General features: G+C 51.4%; 13 protein-coding genes. 5 read left to right on the top strand and 8 right to left on the bottom strand.

The annotated features are described in order from the left end of the window. Positions 1-865 precede the first annotated feature (865 nt). Positions 866-1,918 (bottom strand): M42 family metallopeptidase, encoded by a 1,053-nt coding sequence (locus ACFO4L_RS10005; protein WP_377909532.1) that lies wholly within the window; start codon positions 1,916-1,918, stop codon positions 866-868. Between the two features lie 137 nt (positions 1,919-2,055). Here ACFO4L_RS10005 and ACFO4L_RS10000 point away from each other — a divergent pair, with 137 nt between their 5' ends. Further along, the gene (locus ACFO4L_RS10000; RefSeq protein WP_377909531.1) at positions 2,056-3,072 is read left to right on the top strand and encodes a glycerate kinase; all 1,017 of its coding nucleotides are present in this window, start codon (positions 2,056-2,058) and stop codon (positions 3,070-3,072) included. Between the two features lie 112 nt (positions 3,073-3,184). Then, complete coding sequence (locus ACFO4L_RS09995) at positions 3,185-3,472, top strand: hypothetical protein (protein WP_377909530.1); 288 nt, start codon at positions 3,185-3,187, stop codon at positions 3,470-3,472. Between the two features lie 150 nt (positions 3,473-3,622). On the opposite strand, the gene ACFO4L_RS09990 is transcribed toward ACFO4L_RS09995, so the two are convergent. After that, positions 3,623-4,501 (bottom strand): ROK family protein, encoded by an 879-nt coding sequence (locus ACFO4L_RS09990; RefSeq protein WP_377909529.1) that lies wholly within the window; start codon positions 4,499-4,501, stop codon positions 3,623-3,625. Positions 4,502-4,906: 405 nt separating this feature from the next. Here ACFO4L_RS09990 and htpG point away from each other — a divergent pair, with 405 nt between their 5' ends. Next, positions 4,907-6,790 (top strand): molecular chaperone HtpG, encoded by a 1,884-nt coding sequence (htpG, locus tag ACFO4L_RS09985; RefSeq protein ID WP_377909528.1) that lies wholly within the window; start codon positions 4,907-4,909, stop codon positions 6,788-6,790. 197 nt (positions 6,791-6,987) lie between these two features. Here the strand turns inward: htpG and ACFO4L_RS09980 are convergent, their stop codons facing one another. The 4 genes from ACFO4L_RS09980 to ACFO4L_RS09965 form a co-directional block, all read right to left on the bottom strand. Next, the gene (locus tag ACFO4L_RS09980) at positions 6,988-7,557 is read right to left on the bottom strand and encodes a hypothetical protein (protein ID WP_377909527.1); all 570 of its coding nucleotides are present in this window, start codon (positions 7,555-7,557) and stop codon (positions 6,988-6,990) included. A 247-nt stretch (positions 7,558-7,804) separates the two neighbouring features. Next, positions 7,805-8,659, bottom strand: a complete 855-nt coding sequence (locus tag ACFO4L_RS09975; RefSeq protein ID WP_377909526.1) for a sulfite exporter TauE/SafE family protein — start codon at positions 8,657-8,659, stop codon at positions 7,805-7,807. An 11-nt stretch (positions 8,660-8,670) separates the two neighbouring features. Then, positions 8,671-9,102 carry a hypothetical protein gene (locus tag ACFO4L_RS09970; RefSeq protein ID WP_377909525.1) on the bottom strand — a complete coding sequence of 144 codons (432 nt, stop codon included), beginning with the start codon at positions 9,100-9,102 and terminating at the stop codon, positions 8,671-8,673. A 64-nt stretch (positions 9,103-9,166) separates the two neighbouring features. Then, complete coding sequence (locus ACFO4L_RS09965) at positions 9,167-10,501, bottom strand: TcaA second domain-containing protein (protein ID WP_377909524.1); 1,335 nt, start codon at positions 10,499-10,501, stop codon at positions 9,167-9,169. Positions 10,502-10,673: 172 nt separating this feature from the next. On the opposite strand from ACFO4L_RS09965, the gene ACFO4L_RS09960 reads away from it, so the two are divergent. Beyond that, complete coding sequence (locus ACFO4L_RS09960; RefSeq protein ID WP_377909523.1) at positions 10,674-11,573, top strand: LCP family glycopolymer transferase; 900 nt, start codon at positions 10,674-10,676, stop codon at positions 11,571-11,573. An 81-nt stretch (positions 11,574-11,654) separates the two neighbouring features. Here ACFO4L_RS09960 and ACFO4L_RS09955 read toward each other — a convergent pair whose 3' ends face one another. Both ACFO4L_RS09955 and ACFO4L_RS09950 read right to left on the bottom strand, forming a co-directional pair. Continuing rightward, positions 11,655-12,119 carry a hypothetical protein gene (locus ACFO4L_RS09955; RefSeq protein WP_377909522.1) on the bottom strand — a complete coding sequence of 155 codons (465 nt, stop codon included), beginning with the start codon at positions 12,117-12,119 and terminating at the stop codon, positions 11,655-11,657. A 286-nt stretch (positions 12,120-12,405) separates the two neighbouring features. Continuing rightward, positions 12,406-12,876, bottom strand: coding sequence for a competence protein ComK (locus ACFO4L_RS09950; RefSeq protein WP_377909521.1), 471 nt, complete (start codon positions 12,874-12,876; stop codon positions 12,406-12,408). Positions 12,877-13,285: 409 nt separating this feature from the next. Here ACFO4L_RS09950 and ACFO4L_RS09945 point away from each other — a divergent pair, with 409 nt between their 5' ends. Continuing rightward, positions 13,286-13,774: a sigma-70 family RNA polymerase sigma factor gene (locus ACFO4L_RS09945; RefSeq protein WP_377909520.1), complete on the top strand. Its 489-nt coding sequence runs from the start codon at positions 13,286-13,288 to the stop codon at positions 13,772-13,774. The last annotated feature ends 294 nt before the right edge of the window (positions 13,775-14,068 follow it).

Raw genomic sequence — 14,068 nt, 5'->3', positions numbered from 1 at the left:
GACAGCTGCAGACGCTGTGGCTGCAAGCTTTCCGCTGAAATCAATCGTAATCAATTAAAACACGGCTGCATCTGCGGCCGTGTTTTTCAAAGTGTCGACAAAGTCGTTTCAGGTGAATAACCTTGCATTTACCTGCATCTGCGGGCACTCGCTTTCCGGAGGGAACAGGCTCAGCTAATCACTTCTTCCTTTCGTCAGAAGCGCTGGATCTTCGCCTTGTTCTGATCCTCTCGGAGTCGAAGTCCTCCGATATGGCAGCTGGCAGTCTGGTTGAATCGCCTGGTGAGGAGGAACCCGAGCTTATTCCATATGGATAGAACCTTTATATAGGCAACGTTTTGAGGTCGAATAGGGCTTCCAGTACGTCAACGTGTTCATTAGGAGAGCAAAAGAATCGCAGCTTCTGCCGATCGGCATGTCGTTCTCCAACAAACAAATCCGTTTCCCCGTCGTGTCCATCGGAGGTGCAACAAGCAGCCTGAAGATGCCGTGCCGTTCAGACCTGCGAACGTCATCAACGCACGAGCAAAGCTGGATTAGGTCTTGAAGGCTTCTTGTAAGAAGCTTGTGTCTGAGTGAAGCCTCATCGCCGTTCGAACTTGAACGGCATGAAAAGCGCGAGCGGAGCCGGACTGGCTTTTGAAGGCTTCTCGTGAGAAGCCTGTGTCCGAGTGAAGCCGCGCCATCCTCCCGCGCCATCCTCCCCTTCATACAGGGGTCACCCTGGGAAATAGCTGAAGGCCAGCCCACGGCAGGCTAGGTAAGCAGAGGGGAAAGACAACCAATCGAATCATCATCTAAGCTGATTGACGTTTTCAACAGCCTGAAAAACACGGCTGCATCTGCGGCCGTGTTTTTACCGTTATCAATATGCCGTCATAGGCGACTGGACATACGCCCGCAGCAGCCGGTAGGTCGCTTCAAGACTTTCAATGTGCGTGCGCTCATAGGCGTGGGATGCATCGATTCCCGGTCCAACCAGTCCGTGAATGACGTCATGACCGGAACGGACGGCCGCCGTGGCGTCTGAGCCGTAGTGCGGATACATATCTACCTGGTAGCCGATGCTGTTCGCTTTTGCAAGCTCGACCAGATGTTTCCTAAGCCCGAAGTGATACGGGCCGCCGGAATCTTTCGCACAGATCGACACCGTATGCTCATCGGTCGCCTGGCCGTCTCCCATCGCTCCCATATCGACCGCAAGGTATTCCACCGTTTCCGGGCGAATGCCGGCATTTCCCCCAAAACCGATTTCTTCGTTATTGGAAATAAGCAGCTGTACTGTATACGGGAGCGCTGTCTTTTCTTCGATGATTTCTTTTGCAAGACGCATCAACATCGCAACGCTCGCCTTATCATCCAAATGACGCGACTTAAGGTACCCGTTTGGCAGCACCTGCACACGCGGATCAAACGAAATGAAGTCCCCCGGACCGATGCCGAGCGCTTCTGTTTCTTCCTTGGACATCGTTTTTTCATCGATGCGCACTTCCATGTTCTCGATGCTGCGCTCCGCCTTGCCGGCGTTATCATACACATGCACGGACGTCTGCTTCATCAGAATGGTTCCAGTATAGCGTTCGCCGCTGCTCGTTTCAATCTCGCAGTACTCTCCTTCGATCGCGTTATAAAGAAAGCCGCCGATTAAATCGAGCTTCAGCCTGCCGTCGCTTTTCACTTCCTTTACCATCGCTCCGAGCGTATCCACGTGGGCTGTCATCATACGCTGCTCGCTGTTTTCTCTGCCGGGAAGCTCTGCTGTCAAGCCGCCTTTGCGCAGTCGTTCCGTGTGAATGCCTAGCTCCTGGAAATACGCCTCTACTTTGCTGATCACCTCTGCCGTACTGCCGGACGGGCTCGGAATAGAGACGAGCTCCTCGATCAACGTTCGGACATCTTCTGCCTGCTGCATTGCCATAGACCGGTTCATCCTTTCCTGTTGCATAATGTCTTCTTCCATGAGTTTACAAAACTTTTGCTGACATGAACAGGGCTGCCCCGCTGGAAGGCGGAATAAGCTATAATAAGAAGCAGGAAGACAGAGGGGGCGACAGGATGAACGTGATTATTGCACCAGATCAGTTCGGCGCAGGTATGACCTCAACCGATGCAGCACTTGCAGCAGCGAAAGGACTGCGAAATGCAGCGGACGCTGAAGCTGTGATCTGTCCGATGGCAGACGGCCACGCCGGAACGTCTCAGGCACTGCTGTACGGGAAGTCGTATAAGGAAGTGCACATGACGGCATCCGATCCGCATTTTCGGGATCGAACGGCGCGTTATTTTGTTGATGAAGACGGCCACGCCTACATCGACAGCGAAGAAATTCTCGGCCTGCAGCTGCTGGAGCCGAATGAACGTCAGCTTTTGGACACATCCAGCACCGGCCTTGGTCAAATGATTGCACATGCTGCCGGTGCTGCATCGATCACCATCGCACTCGGGGGCACTTCTTCCGTTGATATGGGTCTAGGCATGCTGGAAGCGCTCGGCGCTAAAATTCGCGGAGAAAACGGAGACCTGATGCGACATCTGCGGACAAAGGATATTTCCGGAGCAGCCTCCGTCCAGTTTCCGACACGAAATCTGCCGCCAATACGCGTGCTCTGCACCTCATTCTATCCGCTTACTGGAATAGAAGGAGCCGTCTACCGCACCGGCAGACAGGCCGGAGAGTCCGACAGCGTGATGGAGTTTCTGCATCAGGCTGTCCGCAGCACAGTGCCTCTTTTTCCAGTTCCCGATGCAGCGGACCGGCCCGGAAGCGGAGCTGGCGGCGGCATCGGCTTTGCGCTCGGCTGTCTCGGTGCCGAACTGCATGAAGCAGTCGTTTATACTGCAGCAGTCCATCAGCTGGCGGACAAGCTGCAGCACGCCTCTCTCGTCATCACCGGCGAAAGCCAGGACGGCATGCCGGAGCATACGAGCCATGTCGTACCGTACATTCAAAAATTGGCGCAGCAGGCAGACGTTCCGTGCGCTGACATCACCATCTCCTCTGATGAGCCCGGTGACAGCAGGGCGCTGATTGAACAGGCTGCCAGCGAAGCCGCCCGACAGTTCCTGGCGTAGGAATGTTATTTTTTTACTATAATAAAGTACAAAGTCGGATGAAAAAAGGTTCATATTTCATGAATCTCATGGTACAATAGAAACACCTTAGACACAGAAAGGAATGAACGATTTGGCAAGACTCCGATCTTTCCGGGGCGACTTCTACGAAGGCACGCTCGTGATTCTCGATATTGAACGCAGCACACCTGATGACACATACTATTCCGGAGTCCTGCTGAACGAAAACAATGAACCGGCTTTTGAATGGGTGCATGCGGAAGATCCGCGGATCGTGCACGGACATGAGAGCCACATGTACGTCAGTCCTTATTTGAAAGAACTCGGCGGGCGCGTCGGACTTGGTACAAAGCTGAGGCAGATTCTTGAGCAGGAATCGCTTCCGACCGAAACACGCTAGCCGGACGGAAAAAAGCGAACCGAGCTGGTGCTTCAAGCATTTGCTATGCTCCGCTGTTAATGAAGCCGGTTATGACCGCTTTCCTCTTTCCTGTTCGACAAAAAAGCATCGGGAGCTCCCGATGCTTTTTGACTGCCAATTTCCGTTCAATTACACGCGGATGAGCCGGTGCAGAACAGCTGCGCCGATGACCCCCGTCGTGCGTCCGAGGGCAGCGGTGCGCAGATCAACGGAATCGGCGGCACTTTTGTACACTTTAGCTGCTACGGCCTCCTTGAGATGGGTCATAAAGTAAGGAGCAGATCCAGATACCCCTCCTCCAATCACAATACAATCCGGGTCCACCGTATGAAATAAGTTAGCCAGACCGCGCGCAGTGTAATCCACCCACTCGGCGACCAGCGCCTCCGCCGTTTGATCTCCGCCGGAAGCAAGTGAAAACAGTTCCGGTGCCCCGCCGCGAATTCCGGCTGCTTTTGCCTGTTTGCCGAGAGCGGTGCCTGAGGCAAGCGACTCCCATGATCCATTATTCATACCAGGCTGACGAGGCCCGTTATCGGCGATAATCATATTGCCTACCTCACCGCCGTTGCCCCGGAAGCCGCCGACCAATCTGCCATCAATGATCAGACCTGCTCCGACTCCGGTGCTGATCGTGACGTAGGCCATGCTGCCTGCACCCCTTCCGGCACCGTGAAGCCACTCTGCCGCTGCTGCTGCGTTTGCATCGTTTTCCATTAATACGGTTCGTCCGCTGATGGACTCGAGCGATGCTTTAAACGGAAAGCCGTGCCAGCCGGGCAGATTGGGCGGATCGAGAAACATGCCCTCTTTCGCCTGAAGCGGTCCCGGAGCAGCGACACCGAGACTGCTGCTTTCCCAAGTCGTGATTGTGCCGGCAATCCAGCGGACAGCCTCCTCCGGATCGAACGGCGTTTTGATTTGCTCAAACGCGGTAACGTGCCCCTTCTCGTCTACACATGCTGCGCGGATAGACGTTCCTCCAATATCAATTCCGATCTCCTGCATGCCCCCACCCCTTCTCGCTGCTTTTTCTTTTCAGCATACCGGATTTATGCGCAAAAAAATACCTTAAGCTGGGCAGGCTTAAGGCAAGAGAGTGAGTGCGGAGCTGGGCTTCTCCAGCACCCGAGGGGTAAGACAGTGGATATGGTGGCTGCGTAGCCCTCATATTCGCTTGTCATCAGTATAAAACAGAGTAAAAATTCATGCAGACTGCATAATCACTCAAAAAAGCCGATTACCCGGCGCATACATCCCCTTTTCAGCCTTAAGCGCCAATAATATTCATATAGGAATATTATTTTCCAACGTTTCGCTAATTGACACACTGGCTGGAATCAGTAAAATAGAAGGTGGATTAGCACTCTCTGTGTTAGAGTGCTAAAATTGCAGCGAAGGAGCGGATCCACCATGACGAAGAAAGAATTTAAAGCCGAATCGAAACGGCTGCTGGAGATGATGGTCAACTCCATCTATTCTCAGCGGGAAATTTTCCTGCGTGAGCTGATTTCAAACGCCAGCGACGCCATTGATAAAATGTACTACCGCGCGCTGACAGACGACGCGATTGCGTTCAATCAAGATGACTTCTTTATTCGGGTGAGCGCCGATAAAGACGCGCGCACGCTGACCATTGAAGATACCGGCATCGGCATGAACGAAGAGGAACTGGAACGAAACCTCGGAACGATTGCGGAAAGCGGCTCGCTTGCGTTTAAAAAGCAAACGGAAACCGAAGACGGCCGGGACATTATCGGCCAGTTTGGCGTCGGCTTTTACTCCGCCTTTATGGTCGCAGACCACGTAACCGTTGATACGAAAGCAGCCGGCCAGACGGAAGCCTTCCGCTGGGAATCCAACGGCACGGACGGCTATACGATTGAACCTGGATCGAAAGAATCAACGGGTACTACTATTACCATTAAGCTGAAAGAAAACACCGAAGACGACTCATACGATGAGTTTCTCGAGGAATACCGACTGAAGCAGATTGTGAAAAAGTACTCTGACTTTATCCGCTATCCGATTGTCATGAACGTGACGGTTCATGAGCCGAAGGACGAGGAGAGCGAGGAAACGGTTGAGAAGCAGGAAGAGCAGACCATTAACAGCATGGTGCCGATCTGGCGCAAGGATAAGGCCGAATTAAGCGACGAAGATTACGAGAACTTTTATCACGAAAAGCACTACGGCTTCGATAAGCCGCTTCGCCACGTGCACATTCATGTCGACGGCACTATCCGCTACAGCTCCATTCTGTATATTCCGGAAACGACGCCGTTTGACTACTACTCCAAGGAATTTGAGAAAGGACTTGAGCTCTATTCCAGCGGTGTCCTGATCATGGAAAAAAGCCCGGATCTGCTTCCGGACTATTTCAGCTTCGTGAAAGGAATGGTTGATTCCGAGGATCTTTCCCTGAATATTTCCCGGGAAATGCTCCAGCACGACCGCCAGCTGAAGCTGATTGCTAAAAACATTAAAACGAAAATCAAAAAAGAACTGCAGAGCATGCTGAAAAATGACCGTGAAGCGTACGAAACGTTTTTCGAATCGTTTGGACGCCAGCTGAAATTCGGCGTCTACAACAACTTTGGTCAGGATAAAGAAGAGCTGCAGGATCTGCTTCTCTTTACATCATCCAACGAAAACAAGCTTGTCAGCCTGAATGAGTACGTGGAACGCATGCCGGAGGAGCAGAAATACATCTACTACGCTTCCGGAGATTCTGTCTCCCGCCTGGAGAAGCTGCCGCAGGCCGAGCTTGTGAAAGATAAAGGCTTTGAACTGCTTTACTTCACCGAAGAAGTGGATGAGTTTGCCATTAAAATGATGCGTGAGTTCGCCGGCAAGGAATTCAAGTCCGTTTCAAGCGGCGATCTCGGCCTCGAATCTGATGAAGAAAAGAAAGAAGCCGAAGAGACAGCGAGCGAGCATAAAGAGCTGTTTGCAGCCATGAAGGAGCAGCTCGGCAGCGCCGTGAAAGACGTGCGTCTCTCCAATCGCCTGAAATCGCATCCAGTCTGCCTGACTGCGGAAGGGGAAGTAACCATTGAAATGGAGAAAATCCTTGCGCAGATGCCGGAGAACCAAGGCGTCGAAGCGGATAAAGTACTGGAGATTAACCACCAGCATGACGTTTTCGCTTCGCTGAAACAGGCATACGAGCAGGATGACAAAGCAACCTTTGAGCTGTACACGAACCTGCTTTACAACCAGGCCCGACTTATTGAAGGCCTGCCAGTCGAGGACCCGGTTTCCTTTACGAACGACGTCTGCAAAATCATGAAATAGTCAGGTGAAACCTGCCCCGCTGCGCGCAGCGGGGTTTTTGGTGCAGGACCGCAGAAAGAAACGTAAGGTGCCTTAAACGCAGTGGCAAAAGAAGCTTTCGGCACCAGACGAAAGTCGTTTTCTCGAATCCTCCAGTTCGCTCAAATCCCGCCTGCGGAGACGATCATTAGAAAGATGGACAGAGGTAAGATTTAGTTTTAAGACAACTCCTCTAACATGTCCCTTAGTTCGCCTTCATTATCGGATAAGAACTGATAAATTTCTTCATCATACAACTCCATAGCTTCATCATACGGAATAGCAACACGGTTCTGAACGCGGAAAAAAATTTGTTCATTATCGAATGTTTTAGATTCTCTCAAGTATTCCGTAATGTCAGCTATGATTTCATGCTGGCCTTTAACAGCTTCCTCATGCAAACTATAAGACTCTTCAAAGCGCGATGGTGGGGTAGTTGCCTCCCAATTTGCTAAGAGGCTTTCGCTACGCTTTAAAACATCTTCAGCCGCCTCATGTGCTTCTGAAGAAGTCTCTAGCAAATCGATAAACAGCACATTCATGAAATCTTCCAAGACGAACCGCGACTCATCCATCATATCCAGGTATTCATAAACAAAGTCCACCTCGCTTTGAACGTCTGCTTCTGCATTGTTTCCGCAAGCACCAGTGAATAAGAATAGTAACCCTGCAATAATGATAGCGAACGCTCTCATCTTCTTCACCCTCTTCAATTTTTTAGCACATATGGTTCTAGTTCCCATTTTCATGAAGTTACACTGCTGATTCTTATCCGAACTCAAACAACGACTGACTTCCTCCTAATTTCATCCCTTTAGATTTGCTGTATAACTTTGGCTTTCGATTCGAGCAGCTTTTTTAAAACACATGATAAAAAGATATTTCAATTATTTTATTGTGTACCTCCCACGGATAAGCAACTATTAAAAAGCTTGTTTTAAAATATTTATGCGACATAAGAAAGCCATGATGTAAGACTTCGTTGACAACGTTCGCTCAAATCCCGCCTGCGGAGACGATCATCAAAAAGATGGACACAAGGACAATCCAGCCGCGCTGGCGCTTTTCCGGCGATCGGCGGCGGACGCTCACGAGCCACAAAAACAGGTAGCCTAAAAAGAAGACGAGTGCAGCTGTAAAAAGAACGTCCCAGCCGCCGGTAAAGCCAGTGCCGGCCGACGTCAGCAGCATGCCTGCCATCGTTGTCCACACCGGCAGCCGGTAGTCGAATCTCCGCTTTTGCACCATTCCTTTTCCGAGCCTTACGATCATCCAGGTAAAGCCTGCGAGCAGGAAAAACACGCCGGTTTCTTCTACGACGCCAAATAGATACGAGGCAATGAGCAGCACCGATGCAGGAAGTGCATAGCGCAGCACTTGATTGCGTACACGCTGGTCTTCCCGGTGAGAGGCTGAGGCGCGAAAAAATTCGCTGTCCTCTTTTCCTCCTGTTTCCGCAGCTGCAAGCAGCTCATCACTGCGCCCCTGCTCTACCATTGAAACGATATCTTCGCTGCGAAGCCGGCTGCGGAAGATGCGCCGATCCGCCCCATGCTTTAACAGCAGATACACGGCTTCGGCGTTTTCCGCATGTACGGCATAGACGAGCAGCGTCGGGAAACCGCCGACAGATAGATCCGGATGCACGTCCTTACGCTGCAAAAAGGTGTCCAGTCCTGGCATATCGCCAAGCTCCAGCAGCTCTTTATACGTTTGTCGGTCTGCTTCTGCAGCTTCCGTCCATTCGTGATCGGCGCAGTAGCCAAAACCGGGATGATCTGTTGCAGCTCCAGCTGCGTTCGTACAAGCGGTCTTGTCCTCGCGGATATACCGGCACCATTCCATCGCCATTCACACCTCCTTTAGCCTGTCTCTTCAATTGCACGCCCGGTCTCCAGCTGCCACAACGCGACAAGCAGGGCCGCAGTCAGGACGCCGGTAGCATTCAGCATAATATCAAGCGCATACGCTTCGCGCGTAAAAAACTCCTGCAGCACTTCCACGACCGCTACACCCAGCAGCAGCGTAACGAGTGCATCCAGCTTCAGTCCGACCCAGCGAAAAAACAGCAATCCGAGCAGAAATGAACTGACGACGTGCGCCACCTTTGAAAGCAGCAGTCCGCCGCTGTGGCGCAGTGCCTCCACATAGTCAGTCGACCAGAAATACTCCCAGGACACATGTCTTGTAAGCGTAAATGCGACATGCTGGTCATAGATAAGGCGTGTGGAGCTTTCTGTCCACATACCGATTAAAAACAAAGCCAGCCAAATAAAAAAGTAAATACCCCTCAATCGTCAGCTCCCTTTCGACCGCCGCTGCCGGCGGTCTTTCCAATAGATGGTATTAGCATACGCGCTAGCTTCCGCTCCAGTCAAACACTTCTTCACGCCGCTGCGGATCGTCCGAATGAAAGGACTCCGGCCCAAGATCTGCGACCCATCCGACGAGCCAGCGCTTCGTTTCCTCATTAAATTCCAAGTGTACAATACCAGTCCGCTCTGAGCTGCTTTGCTCGACCGCTTCACCGTGCCGGTACCACGTATCGTTTCGCTCTAAATGAAACGGAACCCGGCCGATCCAGACACCTTCTGTTTCGAAGACTTCTGCCTGCTTGGGATCGGTTTCCAGCAGCAGCTCATCGGTCTTGCGCATAAACCCTTGCGCCCGCCGGATCCGCATCTCTTCTTCGATCGCACGGCGAAGGGAATCCTTCACGTTTGTGAGCTGATTTTCATCGTTTCGCGATTCCGCTGCTGCGACACCCCACACATACTCTTCAAACGTCGCGGCTAAATGAGAGGCAAGTTCTGCGTCAGCCTCCAGCGTGCTCACATCCGGATTTTCGTCCACGACGACCGTGTCTCCGCTTGCTGCACGGCCGTCAGGAAACTGGCGGGCCGCTTCGATCGTAAAGCTTTCATCAAACGGAAACACGGCTTCTGTCGAAAGCCGGTGGTCCACTTCCTGCCCTTCTCGCCGAATCGTCAGCACCGCACTGTCCGGCACTTCCAGGTCGAGCGGCCCCGCACCCGGCTCCAGCTCCACTACCGCTGTCTCCGGTCCTTCAATCGTTACTTCCGTTGACTTGTCGACACTCGCATACTCGCCCTCAAAGGAAAGCGCCGCTTCATAAATGCCGGGCAGAACCGGTCCGTATAATGCGTGTACATCTTCCGATATCGTCATAGCAGTTCCGTTTTCCATCGTTACCTCAAGCCCGACAAAGCCGCCGGTCGTAAAAAACGGCACCGGCGCTACTTCAATCGAATAGCTCGAGAAAAAATTACCTTCCCGTACGACCCGCCACGGCTCATCCTCGGCCATTTGCGCACCTTCTCCTACTGCCTCTGCCTGTTCATACAGGTCAGCAAAAATCTGACTGCCTTCCTGCTGTAAGTATAGTGTCACAGGAGCTGCTTCCTCCTCGGTGACCGGCGCTTCCCCGCCCTGCACAACCATTAGTGCAGCTACCCGCTCGACGTCCCCCTGCTGTACGGCTTCCTCCAGCTCTGCAATGGTTTCCTCCGGAGGATTGCCGGCTGAGAGCAGCTGCGGCACTCCGATAAATAACAGCACCCCTGCACTCACCGCCCCGAAACTTACCCACTGCGCTGTCTTCTTCTTTCCGTATCCACATCCGCTGCACACCCGTTCCTTCCGTTCCGATCCACAAACCGGGCAGTCTTCCATCTCCGTCACCGCCTTCCCGGCAGCCGCACTGCCTTCGTCTCATTCTATACCCGCTTTTCATTAATTTGAGTCAAAAAGTCCTTGCTTCTGTTCGCAATAACGAATACAATGAAAGCAACTAATCGTTCTTTTTAACGAACATTTCGCAGTCTATAGAGAAAGAGGGAGTCCGATGAAAAAACTGATGCTGCTTCTCGTCATTCCGTTTCTGGTCGTTGTCATTGGTGTTGTTGGAATGGGCGGTTACTTGTATTATTCGCTGCAGCGGACCGTTTCTGCCGAGATGCAGGAAGGACTCGAGCGCTATCAGTCTCCCCACCGCTACGGGGAAGTGCAGGATGGAGACCCGCTGTCCATCTTGTTTATCGGCGTAGACGCCGAAGACGGAGAAGCAGGCCGAAGCGACACGATGATCGTCGTCACGCTCAATCCGGATAAAGGCTCGTACTACATGGTCAGCATTCCGCGTGATACGCGCACCGACATCGTCGGGCACGGAACCGTCGATAAGCTGAATCACGCCTATGCGTTTGGACGTGAAGAAATGACGGCGGCTTCCGTCGAACACTTTCTTGATATTCCAATCGATCACGTGCTTTCTGTCAACATGACCGGTTTTCAGGAAATGATTGACCTCGTCGGCGGAGTTACCGTGCAAAACGAGCTTGACTTTCAGTATAACGAACACGTTTTCCGGACAGGGGAAATGCACTTGGACGGGGAACAGGCACTTGCCTATACGCGGATGCGGAGCGAGGACCCCCGTGGTGATTTAGGCCGCAACGACCGGCAGCAGCTAGTCATTCAGAGCCTCTTGCAGGAGGCTGCGTCAGTGCAGTCGATCACCAAAATTCCCGGCTTTTTAGATATTGCCGGTGATCATATCCGCACGAATATGGACATGGGGGACGTCACGACACTGTTTCAGCATTACCGTCCCGCGCTTGACACGAAGGAGCAGCTTGCGATTGAAGGGACCGGAGATACGATTGACGGCGTCTGGTATTTCATCGTCGATGAAGCCGAGCAGGAACGGATCTCCTCTGAACTAAAACGGCACATGGAATTATAACTAAAAGCCCAGGCGCTTCTTTTCAGAAGTTGCCGGGGCTTTTCCATTTCGACGAATAACGAATAGATTTCAACGAAACCGTTATAAAAGGTGGTGCAGCATGCTTTCGTACTCACGAAGCAGCTCTCTGGCACCTTCAACGGAGGAACCGTCACTTTCAAAAATGATTTGTTCATCCTGTTTTTTTATTTCCTCTAATGCAGAAGCGATCACATGTAAGTCATCCATCTTTTCTCCACTGTCTAGTAAAGCGCGTACCTCTTCCAGCAACGCTAAAATGCTCCCGACCAGTTCGCTTGATTCTTCGTCATACAAAAGTGCATAGTGCCGCGATGCGTTGATTGCACTGTGAAATATCTCGAAGTCTTCCTCTTCAATGGCAAGACTGAAAAGCTCCATGTGAAAACTAAACTGATGGACTCGATTTGCATCATGAAGCTCCTTCCTGTCCATTTCGCTTTGATGAGCATCGTACCACTGATAGCTAACGAAAGAAGTGACTAGTAGGAGAATAATAATCGATGTAATGTATAGTCTCTCTTTCACGGTACACCTCCAAAATTAATTAACATACTTTCTGTCAAGTGACAACCTTGCTACTTACTCGTGCGTGTTTTTGGCAGCTTCCTTAGATTTGTTTATTAGAAGAGATATCCAACTATTTCCTTTTAAACTGTACAGGAAACCATTTTCCGTGTTAACGGCCAATAACGACTCTTGTTTCATATGATGCAGTTGATTCTGCAACTAAGGGATGGCCGGCCAAAGACTCTCTCTTTTCAGCAAAAAAGAACCGTTCCCCTTACATAACGGGAACGGTTTTTCTGTCTGTTTAATTTGCCGCTTGTGACGACTGCATAAAGCGAAGCAGATTATTGGTTCGATTGAACTGTTTTTCGGCGGTGTGCAAGGAGATATTCAGCGGCATCCGCGTTCCGTTCCATGTGATAGCTGTAGCCAGCTTTTCAGGCAGCGGCTCTTCTGTAAACATGGAAATGTGAGACGTAAACACCCAGGCACACTCATGCCGATTGGGGGAATGGGTTGGAAAACAGGCGGTATCTCTCCCGTTAATAACGACGGGCACCCGCTTTTGATAATTAAGCATGTTACGGGCAGCATCGATCCTGCCTTTATACGTGGCATACCCCTGGCGCCAGCAGTTCTCCTCAATAATCTGCAGAGGCGTCTGGTAGACGTGGAACGTTCGTGTTGTTTCCTGAACGATGGTGCCTCCCTGCTCGTGTACGGCAGGTGTCAGCATCTGAGTATCACATGTAATCCTATATCTGTTCGTCTTCATCGTCTACTCTCCCTGTTTGATTAATAGCTGCATACAAAGTGTGATGATAAAATGAAGTGGAGACAGCAAATTAAACGATTGGTTCGTGCCTCATTCCTTTCCTCGGTCACGCCTCCCGTCCTCAGGAGCCCGTTTTTCTTTCTTGCTCAAAGCAAATTAACCCAAGACTTTATGACTAATTTTGCTTCTTTTTTATCATATACGATCAAAAAATGAATATCAATTCATTTTTCATATTTTTTCTAATTTTTCTTTCAATTACCTAATTAACGTGATGTTACACCTCCAGATTCATGACGTTTCACCAGACAAACTCCCTCTTCACCGGGAAGAATTGCTTTTTATTTCCGCCTACACTGGGTGTACCGCGGAATACTTGAAGGTGCGCACCTTCCACTGGTTGTGCAGCATGCAGTTTGACGACGTACTGGAACAGTTTATGCCAATGATTAAAGGATGCATCAGCCGCTGGCGGCTCTATGGGGAGCTGGAGGAGTTTGAACAGATCGGACGAATTGCGCTGCATGAGGCGTGGGAGAAATATAATCCGGAAAATGGACCGTTTGCGCCGCTTGCGAAAAGCTATGTGTACGGCCGGATCCAGCAGGAGCTGACGCGGCAAAACCGCCGGCGAGAGCGGTCGGTCATGCTGGAAAACGATCACCTGCTTCCGGATCAGGAGGATACAGCAGGGCTCATCTGCCTGCTCAGTTTTCTCCAGTCCCTCCCGCTGTCCGGACGCGAAATGGACTGGCTTCGCCTTTATGTCATGGAAGGAAGCGGGCCGAGTGAAATTGCCGAACGCATGGGAGTCTCCGTCCATACGGTAAAAGGCTGGCGCAAGCAGGCCCTGCAGAAATTACGGTCGCTCGCCCGTGAGCAGAAGCTGGAGTGGTAGACATCCAGAAGCGCCTGTCTCCGCTCGATCTCCCTCTTCCGTCTTCCCCGGGACCGGGCAAAGCTGCTCTCTTTTAAGTCGATATGTTTATACTGGGCCTGCCTTGCAATGGGACGAAAAAAGACCGCCACTATGGCGGTCTTTTCATGCGGCTGCTCAGGAAGAACTCCGGGGAAGCGGCTGTATGTACTGGCTGTATGCTTATGTATGTCGGCAGCGTGTAAAGAGGATATTAATAACGGTCATTGGTGCTGGTCTATCCCTTCGGATCTGCCTCCCCGGTGCCCGCTCTTC

Origin of the sequence: Bacillus daqingensis (genome assembly GCF_042654445.1) — a bacterium.
GTDB lineage: Bacteria > Bacillota > Bacilli > Bacillales > Salisediminibacteriaceae > Alkalicoccus > Alkalicoccus luteus.
This window is presented reverse-complemented; position numbering and strand designations above follow the sequence as displayed.

Bases quoted from the DNA above. Each gene is read 5' to 3' on its own strand.
- ACFO4L_RS10005 (WP_377909532.1), bottom strand. From the start codon at position 1,918: ATGGCAATGCAGCAGGCAGAAGATGTCCGAACGTTGATCGAGGAGCTC.
- ACFO4L_RS10000 (WP_377909531.1), top strand. From the start codon at position 2,056: ATGAACGTGATTATTGCACCAGATCAGTTCGGCGCAGGTATGACCTCA.
- ACFO4L_RS09990 (WP_377909529.1), bottom strand. From the start codon at position 4,501: ATGCAGGAGATCGGAATTGATATTGGAGGAACGTCTATCCGCGCAGCA.
- htpG (WP_377909528.1), top strand. From the start codon at position 4,907: ATGACGAAGAAAGAATTTAAAGCCGAATCGAAACGGCTGCTGGAGATG.
- ACFO4L_RS09980 (WP_377909527.1), bottom strand. From the start codon at position 7,557: ATGAAAATGGGAACTAGAACCATATGTGCTAAAAAATTGAAGAGGGTG.
- ACFO4L_RS09975 (WP_377909526.1), bottom strand. From the start codon at position 8,659: ATGGCGATGGAATGGTGCCGGTATATCCGCGAGGACAAGACCGCTTGT.
- ACFO4L_RS09965 (WP_377909524.1), bottom strand. From the start codon at position 10,501: ATGGAAGACTGCCCGGTTTGTGGATCGGAACGGAAGGAACGGGTGTGC.
- ACFO4L_RS09960 (WP_377909523.1), top strand. From the start codon at position 10,674: ATGAAAAAACTGATGCTGCTTCTCGTCATTCCGTTTCTGGTCGTTGTC.
- ACFO4L_RS09950 (WP_377909521.1), bottom strand. From the start codon at position 12,876: ATGAAGACGAACAGATATAGGATTACATGTGATACTCAGATGCTGACA.
- ACFO4L_RS09945 (WP_377909520.1), top strand. From the start codon at position 13,286: ATGCAGTTTGACGACGTACTGGAACAGTTTATGCCAATGATTAAAGGA.